Below are 18688 nucleotides of genomic sequence, written 5' to 3'. Positions count from 1 at the left end.
GCTGAAGGTAAGAACGACCTAAAAATCAACCTAACGGACAGCTACGGCCAAGAGCAAGAAATCAACATCAGCGCAAAAGCGGGTGACGATATCGAAGAGCTTGCGACTTACATTAACGGTCAAACTGACCTAGTGAAAGCCTCTGTAGACCAAGACGGTAAACTGCAAATCTTCGCTGGCAACAACAAAGTCGAAGGCGAAGTCGAGTTTTCAGGCGGCCTATCTGGTGAGCTAGGTTTGGGCGAAGGTAAAAAAGTAACGGTAGATACTATCGACGTAACCTCAGTTGGTGGCGCACAAGAATCTGTTGCTATCATCGATGCAGCACTGAAATACGTAGACAGCCACCGCGCAGAGCTGGGTGCATTCCAGAACCGTTTCAACCACGCAATCAGCAATTTGGACAACATTAACGAGAACGTGAATGCGTCGAAGAGCCGTATCAAAGATACTGACTTCGCGAAAGAAACGACGGCAATGACCAAGTCACAAATTCTATCGCAAGCGTCAAGCTCAATCCTTGCGCAAGCGAAACAAGCGCCAAACTCAGCGCTAAGTCTGCTAGGTTAATTTCAAACCTAAGACGAGAACCTCATTGGCTCGTGGTGAGAGATGAGCGAGTAAACCCAGCTTCGGCTGGGTTTTTTTCTGTCTTTTGGGGCCCCAGGATTTCTGCGAATCACGACATTAGAGCTTCATCACATTTCAGTAAGCCAAAGAAAATAATCGCAAAAAATTGAAAATTTCTTCTAAAGGATATTCATCGGTCGCCGTTAAAGGGACTGAGAGAAATGAGATGTACCTAAGTGAGGTGAGAGACACGACGGTACATTCACTAAAGCCTTAAGGAGATCAATTATGGCGATTAACGTTAATACTAACGTTTCTGCGATGACTGCACAGCGTTACCTAAACCAGGCAGCTGACGGTCAACAAAAATCAATGGAGCGTTTGTCTTCGGGTTATAAAATCAATAGCGCGAAAGACGATGCTGCAGGTCTACAGATTTCAAACCGCTTGAATGCACAAAGCCGTGGCCTAGACATGGCAGTGAAAAACGCAAACGACGGTATTTCTATTGCACAGGTTGCTGAAGGTGCAATGAATGAATCTACCAACATCCTACAACGTATGCGTGATCTTTCGCTTCAATCGGCGAACGGCTCTAACTCAAAAGCAGAACGTGTAGCGATCCAAGAAGAAGTAACAGCGCTAAACGATGAGCTAAACCGTATTGCTGAAACTACCTCTTTCGGTGGTAACAAGCTTCTAAACGGTACTTACGGTACTCAATCTTTCCAAATCGGTGCGGACTCAGGTGAAGCAGTGATGCTTTCTATGGGTAACCTACGCTCAGACACTTCAGCAATGGGTGGTAAGAGCTACGCAGCAGAAGAGGGTAAAGACGCATCTTGGACTGTTGGTGAGAAAACAGAGTTCAAAATGAGCTATACCAACAAGCAGGGTGAAGAGAAAGAGCTATCAATCAGCGCTAAGCAAGGCGATGATATTGAACAGCTAGCGACATACATCAACGGTCAAAACGATGATGTAAAAGCCTCTGTTGGCGAAGATGGCAAACTACAAGTATTTGCTTCTTCTCAAAAAGTTGAAGGTGATGTTGAGTTTTCTGGCAACCTAGCAGACGAGATCGGCTTTGGTGGCCCGAAAGACGTAACAGTGAAAGACATCGACGTAACCACAGTAGCTGGCTCTCAAGAAGCAGTAGCGGTTATCGACGGTGCTCTTAAGTCCGTAGACAGCCAACGAGCTTCACTCGGTGCTTTCCAAAACCGCTTCAACCACGCAATCAGCAACCTAGACAACATTAACGAGAACGTTAACGCGTCTAAAAGCCGTATTAAAGATACTGATTACGCGAAGGAAACCACTGCGATGACTAAGTCGCAAATTCTTCAGCAAGCAAGTACTTCAATCCTGGCTCAAGCGAAGCAGTCTCCATCTGCAGCGCTAAGCTTGTTGGGCTAAGTGGTAAACCCAGCCTGAGGTCAACACCTTAGTGCTGGGGCACCAAAGCGATAGATTCTATCGTTAGCCCATAAGGTGGAAGGGAGATTGTAATGGATATATCCTCCTACGCATCGAACATCCAGCCTTACGGCACGCCAAATGGCACAAAGTTTGCAAATAAAAATGGCAATGATATAGGCACGTCTAGCCCAGCAAATTCAAATGGTGAGATTTCGCCGCAAAAAGCGAAAAACACCGAATACGACTTCTCTGTTCAAGCTGCGATCGAGATGGCTGAAAGCCGTCAAGAACTGAACAAAGAAGAACGTGAAAAATTGGTCGCACAAATGAATGAATTTGTCACGTCCATAAACAAAGGAGTCGCATTTCGAGTGGATGAAGAATCCGGACGAGATGTGGTGACGATTTATGAAGCCAATACCGGTGACGTGATTCGTCAAATTCCTGATGAAGAAATGCTAGTGGTATTGCGTCGCCTAGCTGAGCACACAGCCAACAGCGGGTTGTTGACTGAAAAAGTGTAAGTCGTTTTTAGAGGTGATTTGATGAGTTTAGGCCCTTTGGGGATGTCTGGCGGCATGGATATTAATTCCATGGTCAGCAAAATTGTGGATGCCGAACGCGTACCAAAGCAGCAACGCATCGACAACGAACGCACGACAATTAATGCCAGTATCAGTGCTTACGGGCGACTCAGAGAATCATTGGATACGATGAAAAATCTCATGGCGAACTTTCGTCAGGAGAAAGCATTTGCCGTTCGCACTGTCGAAACGACCAATGACAATATCGTATCTGCCACGGCAACCACAGATGCTATCGCTGGCAAATATGCTATCGATGTGTTGCAGCTTGCTCAGAGCCACAAAGTCGCTTCTGACGTATTGCCAGAAGACGCAAAATTTGGCCCTGGTAAGCTGCAGATTTCGCTTGGTGATGAGCGTTTTAATATCGATGTTCGTTCCCGATCTAAGCTCATCGATGTCGTACGCGGCATCAATGGCGCTAAAGATAACCCTGGCGTTCGTGCATCTCTTATTAACGACGTCGAAGGTCCACGCCTTATCCTTGCTTCTAACCTCTCTGGTAAGGATCATCAAATCAGAGTCAGTGTGGAGGCCGAAAAAGGCAACCCTCTTAAATACTTCGAATACCAAACACTTGAAGACCGCGTCAACGCGCTTGAAGAAGCTCGTTCAGCGGCGGAAGATGTCTTAGGTCCTCTTAAATTTCCGGAACAACCAGCAGAAGAGCTAGATGCAAACGGCAATCCTCTACCTCCAGAAGAGCAAAAAGCGGCAGACGATGTACAAGATGATGCATCGCAAGCGCCAATCTCTGCGGCGGGTGCAGAAGCAGCCAAAGCTGGTCAAGAAGCCATTGATGAAGCCAACCGACGCGCGAGTTTACGCCCTGAAGACAGAATTCCAGGTTGGACAGAAACTGCGTCAGGTACTTTGTTGGACTCTTATGAAGAACCAGAGCTCGAACTCGACGAAAAGGCAATAGAGAAGGCACCAGATGTACCAGGCTGGAATAATGCCGCATCGGGCACCCTAACCGATTCTTACGTTACGACGAAAGAGGCTAAGCAGCTTCTTGAGCAAGAAAAAGCGGAAATCGAGCAAAAAATTGCGAGTGAAAAGCAAGCGTTAGACGAAAAAGTGGCACGTGGTGAACTTTCCGAAGCGCAAGCTAAGCAAATTCATCGCGCTAAACTTGATCCTCAAGAACGTGAGCGTCTGGAAAAAATTGATGAAGCAGAAGCGAAAATCGCAAAGGCACAATCTGCTTTTGAAGAATACCTTGGAATGACAGAAGTACAAGCAGGGCAAGATTCAGAAGTTCTGCTTGATGGAGTGGCAAAGCTATCTAGCCACAACAATGTGATTGAAGATGCGATCGAAGGTGTTGATTTAACACTAAAAGGCAAATCAGAACCGAATAAACCGCCTGCTGAAATTGGTGTCGAGTACGACCGTCAAAGTGTACGCAACGATATCGAAAACTTTGTGGCAGCGTATAACTCTTTTTATCAAACCTCCCAAGCGTTGGCGAGTGTGGATCCGGTAACTGGTCAAAAAGGGCCGTTGTCAGGTGACAGCACCGTACGCAGTGCAGATTCACGATTAAAATCGGTCTTTTCTACTCGAATCGATAAAGCACCTGAAAACCTAAAGTCCTTAACAGAATTTGGCATTACGACCACACGTCAAGGCACCCTAGAAATCAACTATGACATGCTAGACCGCCAGTTGAACAATAACTTCAACGAGTTAGAAAAGTTCTTCGGTGGCAACACAGGTTTTGCTAAACGAGTAGAAGATGCGATTCACGGTATCACAGGTATTACAGGCAGTATTCGTACTCGAGAAAAAAGTCTCACAGAACAAAACTACCGTTTGAGTGACGATCAAGCGGCATTAGATCGCCGCATGGAAAGCCTAGAGAAGCGTACTCATGCGAAGTTTACCGCGATGCAAGATGCGACCGGTAAAATGCAGGGCCAGTTAGGCGCTTTGATGAGTGCGTTGGGTTAATAAATGCAAAAAGAACTCATGGAAATTAGTGATATAGATCAACTAATTACGCAAGAATTAGAAAAAATTGATTTTAATGCTGAAGAAATTCTTCGCTTGGTCGATATCAGGGAACGGTTATTGCAAAACCTGTTACCAATTATTCATCAAAATCCTTTGGTTAAGCAGGATGCAGAGTGGCAAGCATTGCTAACTCGTACCAAAAGAATTGTCGAGCTGATGCAATCGGAAACGTCAAAGGTCGGAAAAGAGCTCCATAAGTTTCGTTATGGCCAGCGTTCACTTCAGCAGTACAAAAAATTTATTTAAAAGAGGATTACTATGCGCGGTTCTTTGCAAGCATACAAAAAGGTATCAGTCGACAGCCAGCTTAGCGCGGCTTCTCCGCACAAAGTCATTCAAATGCTTATGGCTGGTGCGATTGAGCGCCTTATTCAAGGTAAAGCAGCCATGCAAGCAGGCAATATTCCAGCAAAAGGTGAGCGCTTAGGTAAAGCGTTAGACATCATTATCGCGCTACGCAGCTGTCTATCTATGGATGACGGTGGTGATATTGCTTCAAACTTAGATTCACTGTATGAGTTTATGATCACGCAAATTTCTGCTGCTAACCATCAAAATGAGCCTCAGCTGATCGACGACGTTATCGACATTATCCGTGAGATCAAGTCAGCTTGGGACCAAATCCCAACAGAGTTTCATAATCTTACCGCTGCTGAAGTTGGTATTTAATAGTCAAAACAATGCGTTAAGATACTAGACGAATATATTTGTCAATTGCGCAACGAGTTGTGTAGCAAAGTTTCTATCAAGCTCACACCTCTCCATTGCTTGGTTGCCTTATTTTTATATTCAAATAAAATAGAAGCCATTAGTAGCCCTAATGGCTTTTTTGTTGCTGATTTTCCTATTTTGTCTATCGTAAATTGAGTGTGGTGGTTCTGCCTTCTTTAGCACCCAATTGCGCAAATCAAGGTTTGGCCGCAACGCACCTAAAATAAAGGCAATCATTCTTACTTATGCATGGTTTGGCAAAGCTGCTTGTAATTGATGATGACGCATCAAGTCGTTTAAATTTAAGCAATATATTGGAATTTGTTGGAGAAAATTGCGAAGCGGTCAGTTCTGATCAGCTCAGCGATGTTGATTGGTCTAGCGTATGGTCGTGCTGTATTGTTGGTAATATTCCAGCAGGTCAAGCGGCGAGTACGGTTATCTCTCATTTAAACAGCGCTTACCACATCCCTCTTCTAGTTATGGGCCGTTTTCCTTTGCCTGTTGATGATCTTCCAAATTTTGTTGGTGAACTAGAGCTGCCGCTTAATTACCCACAGCTTAGTGAAGCGTTACGCCACTGCAAAGATTTTCTGGGGCGAAAAGGAGTGAATGTTGTTGCTAGTGCACGCAAAAACACGCTTTTTCGCAGCTTAGTTGGTCAAAGTAGAGGTATTCAAGAAGTTCGACACCTGATTGAGCAAGTATCAAACACGGAAGCAAACGTGTTGATCTTAGGTGAGTCCGGTACAGGTAAAGAAGTTGTTGCGCGTAACATCCACTATCACTCTTCATACCGCGATGGCGCATTTGTACCTATTAACTGTGGTGCAATACCGCCTGAGCTCCTAGAAAGCGAATTATTTGGTCACGAAAAAGGCGCGTTTACTGGTGCGTTAACTGCCCGTAAAGGTCGATTTGAGCTCGCAGACGGTGGCACTATCTTTCTTGATGAGATTGGCGATATGCCAATGTCGATGCAAGTAAAGTTGCTTCGTGTATTGCAAGAACGCTGCTTTGAACGTGTAGGTGGCAATAGTACCATCAAGGTAAATGTTCGAGTTGTGGCGGCGACACACCGTAATCTAGAAAATATGATTGAAGAAGGTACGTTCCGAGAAGACTTGTTCTATCGTCTGAACGTGTTTCCAATTGAGATGCCAGCGCTGAAAGAGCGCAAACAAGATATACCATTGCTGCTGCAAGAACTGATGACACGTTTAGAGGCGGAAGGCGGACAACCTATCTGCTTTACACCTCGTGCAATCAACTCACTGATGGAGCATAACTGGCCGGGCAACGTACGCGAGTTGGCTAATCTTGTTGAGCGAATGATTATTCTGTATCCAAATAGCTTGGTGGATGTAAACCATCTACCAACCAAATATCGCTACAGTGACATCCCAGAGTTCCAACCAGAGAGCAATCCATTTGTTTCGGTGGAAGAGCAAGAGCGTGATGTATTCCAAGATATCTTCTCTGAAGATTTTAGCTTTGAAGATCAAGACGACCTTGATCACAGCATGAACGCCCCGCAAGCGCTGCCACCGGAAGGGGTTAATTTGAAAGAGCTGCTGGCTGATTTAGAAGTTAATATGATCAGCCAAGCATTAGAAGCGCAGGGTGGTGTTGTAGCAAGAGCGGCCGACATGCTGGGTATGCGACGTACTACGCTGGTGGAAAAAATGCGTAAGTACAACTTACAGCGCTAGGTAAAGTGAAGTTTTTTAAGACGATATCTGAATTATCACTTGTGCTAGTTAACATCGTTTTTCTGGCATCCAAAACCGTTACCTCTGAGTGTCAACTTATTGTCGATGGCTTAACGTCCTGATAAATATAAAAAATAGCTTGGTACGCTAATTGCTTACCAAGCTATTTTAGTTTTAGCGGCGATATTTCGACAGGCAGTAATGGATAACAACACCAATCAATCCCATTTAGATTCCGTAGAGAATCAGGTTGAGCGCTACAAACAGGTGCTCGATGTGATGCCTGCTGGAGTGATTTTGCTCGATACGTACGGAGTAGTGCGTGAAGCAAATCCAGAAGCGCACCGAATTCTTGAGATTCCACTGGTTAACGAAAAATGGTTCAACGTTATTCAGGCGGTGTTTGACCCACGTGAAGATGATGGCCATGAAGTTTCATTACGTAATGGCCGTAAAGTTCGACTCGCCATCTCGGCGTCCACAACAGGTCAATTGATCCTGATTACCGATTTAACCGAAACCCGTTTACTTCAAGCTCGTGTCAGTGATTTACAGCGCTTATCGTCGTTAGGACGTATGGTTGCGTCGCTTGCTCACCAAGTAAGAACGCCGCTGTCGAGCGCTATGCTATATGCATCCAATTTGGGAGCGCCAAATCTTCCTCCAGCGACAAAAGATCGCTTCCAAACCAAATTAATGGATCGACTGCACGATTTGGAAAAGCAGGTTAATGATATGCTGCTTTTTGCTAAAGGTGGTGATAATAAGGTCATTAAGCCATTTACGATTGCCCAGTTGGTAGCGGAATATCAGCCGATGGTCGAAACCGCGCTAAAAAACAACAGTATTGATTACTGCCTAGAAGTGGAAGAAGAACAAACTGAGCTACTAGGCAATGCGAACGCCATTGCATCCGCATTGAGTAATCTGGTCATGAATGCGATTCAAATGTCTGGTAAAGAATCGCAAGTCGATATTTTTTTCCGCCCGGTAAATGGTGAGTTACGCATTTCTGTGCAAGACAGCGGACCTGGAGTGCCCGAAGAACTGCAAGCCAAAATCATGGAGCCATTTTTTACCACACGTTCTCAAGGAACTGGATTAGGGTTGGCAGTTGTTCAAATGGTTTGCCGTGCCCATGACGGTCGATTGGAACTTATTTCAGAGCAGGGTGATGGAGCCTGCTTCACCATGTGCATTCCGCTAGAGCGAGTGCAAACAGAAGCGCAATAAGCGGCATTTGGTAATAACAATTTCTGGAGAATCATAATGGCGCAAAGCAAAGTGCTGATCGTAGAAGACGATGAAGGTCTTCGTGAAGCCCTAGTCGATACTCTGGCTCTGGCAGGGTATGAGTGGTTGGAAGCGGACTGTGCTGAAGATGCACTGTTAAAGCTGAAATCGAATACGGTTGATATCGTTGTTTCTGATGTGCAAATGGCGGGGATGGGTGGCTTAGCTCTGCTCAAAAGCATCAAGCAGAATTGGCCTAACTTACCAGTATTGCTAATGACGGCGTACGCCAATATCGAAGATGCCGTGTCTGCAATGAAAGATGGCGCGATTGACTACATGGCGAAACCATTTGCACCAGAAGTGTTGCTAAATATGGTCAGTCGTTATGCACCGATAAAAAGTGATGACAACGGTGACGCTATCGTTGCTGATGAGAAAAGTCTACGTTTACTCGCGTTGGCCGATAAAGTGGCACGTACAGATGCGAATGTTATGGTGCTAGGTCCTAGTGGCTCAGGTAAAGAAGTGATGTCGCGCTATATTCACAACGCGTCAAATCGTAAAAATGGTCCTTTTGTCGCAATTAACTGTGCCGCGATTCCTGACAATATGCTCGAAGCAACACTGTTTGGCTATGAAAAGGGCGCATTTACTGGTGCTGTTCAGGCATGCCCAGGAAAGTTCGAACAAGCACAAGGTGGCACAATCTTGCTTGATGAAATCAGCGAAATGGACTTGAACCTGCAAGCGAAGTTGTTGCGTGTTTTGCAAGAACGAGAAGTAGAGCGCCTAGGCAGTCGCAAAAGCATCAAGTTAGATGTTCGTGTGTTAGCGACTAGTAACCGTGATCTTAAGCAATACGTGTCAGAAGGAAACTTCAGAGAGGACTTATATTACCGCCTGAATGTATTCCCAATTGCGTGGCCTGCACTTAAAGAACGTAAAGGCGATATTGCACCGCTTGCCAAGCATCTTGCTGAGCGTCATTGCAGTAAAATGGGCATGCCAGTGCCTCAATTCTCGACCGTTGCGTTAGAAAAACTATTGCAATACCCTTGGCCGGGTAATGTTCGTGAATTGGATAACGTGGTTCAACGAGCGCTGATATTAAGTGAAAATGGCGACATCGATGCAGAGCACATTTTGCTTGAGGGCGTAGATTGGCAAGATGCCAATAGCTTGCAACACGTGGTGCAAAATGCAGATATGGTCGTGCCCAATGTTAAGCCAGTTGCTCAAGCTGAGAGTGTTAGCCGCCCAGTAACTGGTGGAGAAGGCTTAGGTAGCGAGCTGCGCGATCAAGAATACGCCATTATTTTGGAGACTTTGGTTGAGTGTAATGGTCGACGCAAAGAAATGGCGGAGAAACTGGGTATAAGCCCTCGAACCTTGCGCTATAAGCTTGCCAAAATGCGTGATGCTGGTATAGATATCCCGAATTAACACAGACAACAGCCATAAGACGAAAAGTGTAAGTAAATTGATTGCTAATGTCTTATGGCACGTTAATTGCTGTGTCAATAATCAGTTTTGTTAATAGTCAATCTTTTGGCTTAGAGGTGCTAATGAAAATTGATGGTATTCAGGCAGAAATGCGCGCCATGATGGTAGAAGCAACCAATACGGCTCCTACTGCAAGTGGGGCGAAAGTTGGAGCGGATTTTAACGATCTCCTAACTAAAGCCATCAATAACGTGAACACACTTCAAAAAGCATCTGGTGATTTACAAACCCGTTTTGATCGTGGTGATGCCGATGTATCCCTTTCTGACGTTATGATCGCTCGTAACAAGTCTAGTGTCGCTTTTGATGCGACGGTTCAAATTCGCAATAAACTCGTTGAGGCATATAAAGACCTCATGAACATGCCAGTGTAATTTAGGTAATAAGTGTGGCAGACAAGTCTACAGATTTAACCGTCACTGAAGGCGGCTCAGATGGTGCACTGGTAGCAAGTTCCGATGTGGATGTGGAGAGTCAAAATCCAGATCTAGAGGAGCGCAGTGCGTCAAAATTCGATATGGCAGTGGGCGACCTCGATTTACTTCGTCAGGTTGTGCTTGTGCTGTCGATCTCCATCTGTGTTGCATTGATCGTGATGCTGTTCTTTTGGGTCAAAGAACCGGAGATGCGCCCACTTGGTGCGTATGAGACCGAAGAATTGATCCCCGTTCTGGATTATCTGGACCAGCAGAAAATCAATTATAAGCTTGATGGCAATACTGTTTCTGTTGAATCGAGTGAGTACAACTCGATCAAACTTGGCATGGTTCGTTCCGGCGTTAACCAAGCTACAGAAGCGGGCGATGATATTTTGCTGCAAGACATGGGTTTTGGTGTTTCACAACGTCTCGAGCAAGAGCGTCTCAAACTCAGTCGAGAGCGCCAATTAGCTCAAGCAATTGAAGAAATGAAGCAAGTTCGCAAAGCACGAGTGTTATTGGCACTGCCAAAGCACAGCGTGTTTGTGCGTCATAACCAGGAAGCGTCTGCGTCGGTATTTTTGACATTGTCGACAGGCACGAACCTTAAGCAGCAAGAAGTGGATTCTATTGTCGACATGGTAGCGAGTGCCGTGCCGGGAATGAAAACTTCTCGAATTACCGTCACAGATCAGCATGGCCGCTTACTCAGCTCAGGCTCCCAAGATCCTGCTTCTGCGGCGCGACGCAAAGAACAAGAATTAGAACGCAGCCAAGAGCAAGCGCTGCGCGAAAAAATTGATTCCGTACTATTACCCATTTTAGGTTATGGCAACTATACGGCGCAGGTTGATATCCAAATGGACTTCAGTGCGGTTGAACAAACCCGCAAACGCTTTGATCCAAATACCCCTGCGACCCGCAGTGAGTACGCACTCGAAGATTACAATAACGGTAACATGGTAGCGGGTATTCCGGGTGCGTTGAGTAATCAGCCTCCAGCGGATGCCTCAATTCCGCAAGATGTGGCTCAAATGAAAGATGGTTCTGTCATGGGGCAGGGGTCAGTTCGTAAAGAGTCCACGCGTAACTTTGAGCTAGATACCACCATCAGCCACGAGCGAAAGCAGACCGGGACGGTGGCTCGTCAGACCGTTTCTGTTGCGATTAAAGACCGTCGTCAAGTTAACCCTGATACGGGTGAAGTGACTTATACCCCAATGTCCGAATCTGAAATCAATGCCATTCGCCAAGTATTAATTGGTACCGTTGGCTTTGATCAAGGTCGTGGCGATTTACTGAATGTATTGAGTGTAAAGTTTGCTGAGCCAGAGGCTGAGCAGCTAGAAGAACCACCAATTTGGGAGCACCCTAACTTCAGTGATTGGGTTCGTTGGTTCGCAAGTGCATTAGTGATTATTGTGGTTGTGTTGGTTCTGGTTCGCCCAGCAATGAAGAAATTGCTTAACCCTACCAGCGATGATGAAGACGAAATGTACGGACCAGACGGCTTGCCGATTGGTGCGGATGGTGAAACTAGCTTGATTGGCAGTGACATCGAAAGCAGCGAACTGTTCGAGTTTGGCTCAAGTATTGATTTGCCAAACCTTCATAAAGATGAAGATGTATTGAAAGCGGTTCGCGCTCTGGTTGCGAATGAACCTGAACTGGCTGCTCAAGTAGTGAAAAACTGGATGAATGACAATGGCTAACGATATCGTACCTCAAGATGACAACGCCGCGGGAATGCCAGTAGAGCTGGATGTTTCAACCATTACTGGCGAAGAAAAAGCGGCAATTTTGCTACTGAGCCTTAATGAACAAGATGCAGCTGGCATTATCCGTCACCTAGAACCAAAACAGGTTCAGCGTGTTGGTAGTGCGATGGCTCGCGCGAAGGATCTCAGCCAAGACAAGGTATCTGCTGTTCATCGTGCGTTTTTGGAGGATATCCAGAAATACACCAACATTGGTATGGGCAGCGAAGACTTTATGCGTAATGCACTGGTTGCCGCTCTTGGTGAAGACAAAGCCAACAACTTAGTTGACCAGATCCTACTTGGTACGGGCTCAAAAGGCTTGGATTCTTTGAAATGGATGGACCCACGCCAAGTGGCGAGCATTATCGTCAATGAACACCCACAGATTCAAACTATCGTACTGTCTTATTTAGAAGCAGACCAATCTGCAGAGATTTTGTCTCAGTTCCCTGAGCGCGTGCGTTTGGATCTGATGATGCGTATTGCCAACCTTGAAGAAGTTCAGCCATCAGCATTGGCAGAGCTGAACGAAATCATGGAGAAACAGTTCGCGGGTCAAGCGGGTGCACAAGCAGCCAAAATTGGCGGCCTGAAAGCAGCAGCGGAGATCATGAACTACCTAGACAACAACGTCGAAGGTTTGTTAATGGAACAAATTCGCGATCAGGACGAAGACATGGCGACGCAAATCCAAGACCTAATGTTTGTCTTCGAAAACTTAGTCGAAGTGGACGACCAAGGTATTCAGAAGTTGCTGCGTGACGTACCACAAGACGTGTTGCAAAAAGCACTCAAAGGTGCAGATGACTCGTTACGTGAGAAAGTCTTCAAGAACATGTCTAAACGTGCTGCTGATATGATGCGTGATGATATAGAAGCGATGCCGCCAGTACGAGTGGCAGATGTAGAAGCCGCTCAGAAAGAAATCTTAGCAATTGCCCGTCGAATGGCGGATGCTGGTGAGCTCATGTTGTCTGGCGGTGCTGACGAATTCTTATAATTTCTATTGCTTCGCAATTATCCTATTGCGGAGCACCCTCACTTCTTAATCGAACACACAATAGGTAACCCATGGCTGGCGATAGAAAACGTGGATTTATCCGTCCTGATGAAGATGATTCGATGATCGAACCTCAACGTTGGGGGCTGCCTGATTATGGCGAGCCTAAAGCCAAACAAGCAAAACAAACCGCGTTCAACTATGACCCGGGATGGGTGCCGAATTTTGATGAGCCTGAAGAAGAGCAGCCACTTGCGCTAACCGAAGAGCAAATTGAACTGATTAAGCAAGGTGCTTATCAAGAAGGCTTACATCAAGGTCAGGAAGCTGGCTTTAAGCAAGGTTACGACAAAGGTAAAGAAGAAGGGTTGCAAGCCGGCCATGCTGAAGGTCTTGAGCTCGGAAAAGCTGAAGGGGTAACTGCAGGGCAAGAATACATTCAGCAGCAAGTTGAAACTTTTATGAACTTGGCCAATCAGTTTGCTCAACCTTTGGAGTTGATGAATGCTCAGGTTGAAAAGCAGCTGGTGGATATGGTGCTCTGCTTAGTCAAAGAAGTGGTGCACGTTGAAGTACAAACCAACCCTCAAATTATTTTAGATACAGTGAAGCAGTCGGTCGAAGCGCTACCAATATCAGGCCACCCTATTACCTTGCGCCTGAATCCAGAAGATGTCGCGATTATTCGTTCAGCTTATGGTGAAGAAGACCTTAATTGTCGCAACTGGACGTTAGTTGCTGAGCCATCGCTCAATCGAGGTGACGTCCAGATTGAAGCAGGTGAATCAAGCATTAATTATCGCATGGAAGAACGCGTCAAAAGCGTATTGCACAGCTTTTGTGGCGCAAACCGTCATCAAGAGGGTGAGTAATCCATGCAAGCACTCGCTGACCGCTTAAAAAGCTACAAAGTTGAAGGCCTTACGACGCGCCCTGTCGCCTCTGGCAAACTGGTGCGTGTGGTTGGGTTAACGTTGGAAGCGACCGGCTGTCGCGCACCAATTGGCAGTTTATGCTTAGTGGAAACCATGTCAGGTCAGATGGAAGCTGAGGTTGTCGGCTTTTCAGGTGACAACCTATTTTTAATGCCAAGCGAACAAATTAAGGGCATTTTACCTGGCGCGAGAGTCACCCCTTTAACCAGTGACGCTGGTTTACCCGTCGGCATGGAATTACTTGGGCGCGTGATAGACGGGGTTGGGAATCCACTTGATGGACTTGGCCCTTTGTATACCGATCACCGTGCCTCTTTTAATGCCGAACCAATCAACCCGTTGGCTCGAAAGCCAATTTCTGAACCGCTCGATGTTGGCCTAAAAGCCATCAATGGTTTGTTGACGGTTGGTAAAGGTCAGCGTATCGGTCTGTTTGCAGGTTCTGGTGTGGGTAAATCGGTCACGCTTGGCATGATGACGCGAGGCACCACCGCACAGGTTGTGGTCGTCGGCCTGATAGGTGAGCGTGGACGTGAAGTTAAAGAGTTCATCGAAGAGATCTTGGGTGAGGACGGTCGTCGCCGCTCAGTGGTGGTCGCGGCGCCTGCCGATGCTTCACCTCTAATGCGCTTAAAGGGGTGCCAAACGGCATTAACGATTGCTGAATACTTCCGGGACCAAGGGTTAGATGTTCTGCTATTGATGGACTCGTTGACTCGTTTTGCACAAGCACAGCGTGAAATCGCACTTTCTGTTGGTGAGCCGCCAGCGACGAAAGGCTACCCGCCTTCTGTATTTGCCAAGCTGCCAGCGCTGGTTGAGCGAGCGGGTAATGGAAGTGCCGAACAAGGCTCGATTACGGCGTTCTTTACCGTGTTGACCGAAGGGGATGATTTGCAAGATCCGATAGCGGACGCATCGCGAGCCATTCTTGATGGCCATATTGTACTTTCTCGTGAAATGGCGGATGCAGGCCATTATCCGGCGATTGATGTCGAGAAGTCGGTGAGCCGTGTTATGCCGCAAATTACGACGGAAGAGCACGTTTTGATGTCAAAAGCGGTGCGACAGGTCTTGTCTATTTGTCGCAAGAATCAAGATTTGGTCTCGATTGGAGCGTACAAACCGGGTACCGATCCTGCTATTGATGGCGCATTTACTTTGAAACCGAAGTTAGACGAATACTTGCAGCAGAGCATGAAAGAATCGGTGCCATACGATATGTGCGTCAATATGCTTAGAAACATTTTGGGTGGGTGATAGCGCATGAATAATGCGATGGAGTTTCTACTTGAGCAAACTAAGGATCGTGAAGACCAAGCTGTGCTTGCACTGAACAAAGCGCGTTCTGAACTCGAAGATTATTACCGTCAGGTTGAACAAATTGAAAAGTATCGGCTTGATTATTGCCAGCAACTCGTCGACCGTGGTCAGGCGGGCCTAACGGCAAGTCAATATGGACACTTAAATCGATTCCTTACCCAGCTAGATGAAACTTTATCTAAGCAAAAGCAAGCAGAAAGTCATTTCAAAGAGCAGGTTGAAAACTGTAAAGAATATTGGTTAACCGTGCGTAAAGAACGCAAATCCTATGAGTGGATGATAGACAAACGCGAAAAAGAGAAACAACTTGCTGAAGCTAAGCGCGAACAAAAGCAAATGGACGAGTTTTCCACCTTACTTTACAGTCGAAAACCACATCGTTTCTAAAGGTTATTGGTTCGATATTGCATTACGGTGTTGCAGTTGACTACATCTCTACCGATTCAAGTAAGGTAACTTTGATTGAGTCTTGTTCAACTAACTCAAACACCTTCGGTCGAATCTCGCGAACCCACCACTCGTTGTATGTTTTTTCGTAGAGAGTCTGGCGTGCTTGTTCATTGTCGAACTCTCGAAGCCAAACAAAATAGTCATGTCCATCATCACCAGTGTGGACGTAAGTATTCAGTACACGCATGCCTTGTGAGCGTTGATAGGGCAACAGTTCTTCCTTCATCCAACTTAGCCACTGTTCTGTTTTGCCTGCTCTGATTCTATATTGGCGTAATTCTGTGATCTTCAAAGTGATTCCTTAATTGTTAAGCCAAGTGTCTGTTTACGCTTATCGTTTTTCAAAGTCAATCAAGTAGCTGTACATCATGTTAGGAACCAGGTTATCGGATAGTATTGTTGATGTTTGCTCCATAAACATGCCATCTATTAGCTTGCCGAGAATTGGCTCAATATTGTGGTGTGATTTTTGCATTTTAGCTGTCAGTGTCGGGTCTTTTTGACCTTAGTTTGCCGCCAGTATTGCTGTCTGTCAGCGATACGCTCAGAGCCACGAGAACGAGAGTTTCTAAATGAGTGTGAATTTGTCCCATGTATCTGCGACTACCAAGACGCCAGTTTCTGATGTGTCCGCTAAAGCGTCCGCAGAGAGCACTGAGAGCAAGGGATTTTTAGAAACGTTAACCGATGCATTTGCTGGTAAACAAAAGCCCGAAAAAGTAGCAACAGAATCGACAGTGGTTGAAGAAAAAGAAAGAGCGGATGTAGGCAGTACTTCTTCTGCTAACGTCTCGGACGAATTGTTGGCGCAAGAAAGCCAAGAATCCGTCAGTGACGGGACCCATGATTTTGATGAAATATCAGCAAACAAACCGAATGCAACCTTAAGTGAAGAAGTAAGTTTACAAAAGGCGAGTAACAGCACACCTTTGGAGCATGATGTTGAAGCTATTGAAAAAGTGAAATCAACATCAATTGATACGAGTAACCCATCAAATACAATGGACGTAAAAAGCACGATGGGCGAAGGACAACAGCTTCTTGGTCGAATTGAACAAGCGAATCAAACCCTGAATGCGAGTAATGCATCCATCGATAGTGGCAAAGTTTTGCCTCAGAGCGCGAATTTAGTGCATTCGTTCCACGAGCAAGCAACCGTTTCGACACACCTTGATGAGCTGGCTTTGAATGAAACGCCATCAGTTCATTCGCTTGAACAAGCACAGATGATCCCAGGACAAGACTTAGAGCCAATTTTAGATAAGAATGGTCAACCTATCGATGTCGACAAACTCTCGTCTGAGTTTGCTGCTTGGCAAGAGCTAGCGAAACAAGCCAGCCATCCGACGACTAAGAGCGCAGTCAGTGGTGAAGTAGCTAATGAGCTGTCGCCGTTGTTAACAGACGTTGATGGTTCCAACATCGACGCGCTTCCACGAGTCTCCTTGGATGAACTTGAAGTTATAGATACCAAGTTGGCGCAAGGAAAACCACTGACTCAGCAAGAAGCTCAGATCATTGAAGGGTTGAAACAAGGAACGATCATGGCGGATATTCCTGAGCAAGACCTTGCCCAATTTGTTGCGCTCCCTAATGACATTAAACAGATTCTAGCAGAGCAACAAGTACAACATAACTTAACTCGCCAGGCTGGACCTATGGCAGTGTCTCAGCAAATCCAGCATACAGCGGCTCAAGTACCCCAGCCACAAGCTGCTCATAGTGGAGATAAAGTCGCATTATCTTCAACGCCCGATACGTTGATAGCCGCGCAAGTGCCGACGTCGCTTCAAGGTGTGAAAGACGGAGAGATTAGCCAGAAAGTGATGAACGCAGCATTGGCGACTGGTGCGCTAAAGGCGACTGTGGATAAACAAGATAAGTCGGACCTCCAACATGGCTTCGCTGGACAGCTTCAGGCTATGGTAGGTCAGCAAGGAATTAATGTGCAGCAACAAACGCGTATTGATGCTGCACAACAAGCTCAGCTTCCGTTGCAACTAACTAAAGAGCTAGCCAACGAGCAAGTTGCGGAAAAAGTGCAAATGATGATGTCGAAGAATCTGAAAAATCTCGATATTCGTCTTGATCCACCAGAGTTAGGTCGTATGCAAATTCGTATGACCATGAATAATGACGTTGCCAATGTACATTTTACAGTGAACAACCCGCAAGCTCGTGACATTATTGAACAGACGCTCCCTCGTTTGAGAGAAATGCTAGCGCAACAAGGTATGCAGCTGGCTGATTCTTCCGTCCAACAACAAAACAGTGGGCAACAGCAAGGTAGGTATACTGCTGAACAACATGCTCAAAGCGCGCAAAGTGGCGGTTTCTCTGGACAGTCCGAAGAGGGTTTTGAATCTGATGTCAATCTGGATTTGAATGTCGCTTCAAAGCGTGATGGAATTAGTTTTTACGCATAAAAGGCCGTTTAACGGCAATGGAATACGGTTACCAAGCAACTTACTAAAACGTCTTGGTAACTCAAAAGAACAATAAGAGACAAGAATGGCAGAAGAACAGTTACAAGGGGCCGATGCGCCGAAAGGAAAAAGCAAGTTACTTATCATCATCATCGCTGTTGTAGTATTACTACTTGGTGGCGGGGCAGCGGCATTTTTTCTAATGGGCTCTGATGAACCTGCTCAGGCTGAATCGTCTCAACAGGCTCAAGTGAAGGCATCGGATGCTGCGCCCATCGCGTATGTGAATCTTCCTCAGGCATTTGTATTTAACGTTACTGGGGATAGTCGCGATAGGCTGGTTCAAATTAAAGCGCAGTTAATGGTTCGCGGTGCAGAAAATGAAGAGTTGGCGCGGTATCATTCGCCACTGATTGAAAGCTCTATGCTATCAACGTTTGCTTCCGCGACGGTTGATCAATTGCGCTCTCCTACAGGACGAGTGGAGTTGCGCGATCGTGCTTCCGAAGATATCAAAGCAGCGCTGAATGCTGCGGTCGGTAAGCCAGTGATTGAAAAAGTACTGTTTACAGATTTTGTTATTCAATAGGTAAAACGTGACCGATCTATTAAGCCAAG

General features: G+C 46.0%; 18 protein-coding genes. 17 read left to right on the top strand and 1 reads right to left on the bottom strand.

Annotated elements, in window-relative coordinates; all coding sequences use genetic code 11:
- The 15 genes from R7Q41_RS23050 to fliJ all read left to right on the top strand — a co-directional run.
- On the top strand, nucleotides 1–570 hold a 570-nt coding region (locus R7Q41_RS23050; protein WP_206958538.1), incomplete at its 5' end, for a flagellin.
- A gap of 288 nt (nucleotides 571–858) precedes the next feature.
- The gene (locus tag R7Q41_RS23045) at nucleotides 859–1989 is read left to right on the top strand and encodes a flagellin (protein WP_005380449.1); all 1131 of its coding nucleotides are present in this window, start codon (nucleotides 859–861) and stop codon (nucleotides 1987–1989) included.
- Nucleotides 1990–2081: 92 nt separating this feature from the next.
- Entirely contained in the window at nucleotides 2082–2516 is a 435-nt protein-coding gene (flaG, locus tag R7Q41_RS23040; protein ID WP_005384493.1) for a flagellar protein FlaG, read from the top strand.
- 21 nt (nucleotides 2517–2537) lie between these two features.
- Complete coding sequence (fliD, locus tag R7Q41_RS23035; protein WP_047102855.1) at nucleotides 2538–4532, top strand: flagellar filament capping protein FliD; 1995 nt, start codon at nucleotides 2538–2540, stop codon at nucleotides 4530–4532.
- Between the two features lie 3 nt (nucleotides 4533–4535).
- Nucleotides 4536–4841: a flagellar protein FliT gene (locus R7Q41_RS23030; protein WP_005380456.1), complete on the top strand. Its 306-nt coding sequence runs from the start codon at nucleotides 4536–4538 to the stop codon at nucleotides 4839–4841.
- A 12-nt stretch (nucleotides 4842–4853) separates the two neighbouring features.
- Nucleotides 4854–5264 (top strand): flagellar export chaperone FliS, encoded by a 411-nt coding sequence (gene fliS / locus R7Q41_RS23025; RefSeq protein WP_005380457.1) that lies wholly within the window; start codon nucleotides 4854–4856, stop codon nucleotides 5262–5264.
- Nucleotides 5265–5551: 287 nt separating this feature from the next.
- Nucleotides 5552–7018 (top strand): sigma-54 dependent transcriptional regulator, encoded by a 1467-nt coding sequence (locus R7Q41_RS23020; protein ID WP_005384490.1) that lies wholly within the window; start codon nucleotides 5552–5554, stop codon nucleotides 7016–7018.
- A 201-nt stretch (nucleotides 7019–7219) separates the two neighbouring features.
- Nucleotides 7220–8251 carry a sensor histidine kinase gene (locus R7Q41_RS23015; protein WP_005380459.1) on the top strand — a complete coding sequence of 344 codons (1032 nt, stop codon included), beginning with the start codon at nucleotides 7220–7222 and terminating at the stop codon, nucleotides 8249–8251.
- Nucleotides 8252–8287: 36 nt separating this feature from the next.
- A complete protein-coding gene (locus tag R7Q41_RS23010) occupies nucleotides 8288–9697 on the top strand; it encodes a sigma-54-dependent transcriptional regulator (RefSeq protein WP_005394318.1) in 1410 nt (469 codons plus the stop codon).
- Nucleotides 9698–9819: 122 nt separating this feature from the next.
- Nucleotides 9820–10131 (top strand): flagellar hook-basal body complex protein FliE, encoded by a 312-nt coding sequence (gene fliE, locus R7Q41_RS23005; protein WP_005384482.1) that lies wholly within the window; start codon nucleotides 9820–9822, stop codon nucleotides 10129–10131.
- 14 nt (nucleotides 10132–10145) lie between these two features.
- The gene (gene fliF / locus R7Q41_RS23000; RefSeq protein WP_005380462.1) at nucleotides 10146–11888 is read left to right on the top strand and encodes a flagellar basal-body MS-ring/collar protein FliF; all 1743 of its coding nucleotides are present in this window, start codon (nucleotides 10146–10148) and stop codon (nucleotides 11886–11888) included.
- Complete coding sequence (gene fliG / locus R7Q41_RS22995) at nucleotides 11881–12936, top strand: flagellar motor switch protein FliG (protein ID WP_005380470.1); 1056 nt, start codon at nucleotides 11881–11883, stop codon at nucleotides 12934–12936. Before fliF ends, fliG begins: the two co-directional genes overlap by 8 nt.
- Before the next feature lie 71 nt (nucleotides 12937–13007).
- Complete coding sequence (fliH, locus tag R7Q41_RS22990; RefSeq protein WP_318108898.1) at nucleotides 13008–13808, top strand: flagellar assembly protein FliH; 801 nt, start codon at nucleotides 13008–13010, stop codon at nucleotides 13806–13808.
- A gap of 3 nt (nucleotides 13809–13811) precedes the next feature.
- Nucleotides 13812–15131, top strand: coding sequence for a flagellar protein export ATPase FliI (gene fliI, locus R7Q41_RS22985; protein ID WP_318108896.1), 1320 nt, complete (start codon nucleotides 13812–13814; stop codon nucleotides 15129–15131).
- Nucleotides 15132–15137: 6 nt separating this feature from the next.
- Complete coding sequence (fliJ, locus tag R7Q41_RS22980; RefSeq protein WP_005380474.1) at nucleotides 15138–15581, top strand: flagellar export protein FliJ; 444 nt, start codon at nucleotides 15138–15140, stop codon at nucleotides 15579–15581.
- Between the two features lie 40 nt (nucleotides 15582–15621).
- On the opposite strand, the gene R7Q41_RS22975 is transcribed toward fliJ, so the two are convergent.
- Nucleotides 15622–15936: an NIPSNAP family protein gene (locus tag R7Q41_RS22975; protein ID WP_171344356.1), complete on the bottom strand. Its 315-nt coding sequence runs from the start codon at nucleotides 15934–15936 to the stop codon at nucleotides 15622–15624.
- 280 nt (nucleotides 15937–16216) lie between these two features.
- Between R7Q41_RS22975 and R7Q41_RS22970 the strand changes: the two genes are divergently transcribed.
- Nucleotides 16217–18070, top strand: a complete 1854-nt coding sequence (locus R7Q41_RS22970; protein WP_171344355.1) for a flagellar hook-length control protein FliK — start codon at nucleotides 16217–16219, stop codon at nucleotides 18068–18070.
- 85 nt (nucleotides 18071–18155) lie between these two features.
- Nucleotides 18156–18659: a flagellar basal body-associated protein FliL gene (gene fliL / locus R7Q41_RS22965; protein ID WP_005380477.1), complete on the top strand. Its 504-nt coding sequence runs from the start codon at nucleotides 18156–18158 to the stop codon at nucleotides 18657–18659.
- Nucleotides 18660–18688: the final 29 nt, after the last annotated feature.

Origin of the sequence: Vibrio sp. 2096 (genome assembly GCF_033339595.1) — a bacterium.
In the GTDB taxonomy this organism is placed as follows: Bacteria; Pseudomonadota; Gammaproteobacteria; order Enterobacterales; family Vibrionaceae; genus Vibrio; species Vibrio alginolyticus.
Note: the sequence above shows the minus strand (reverse complement) of the source record. Positions and strands in the feature narration are given on the sequence as shown.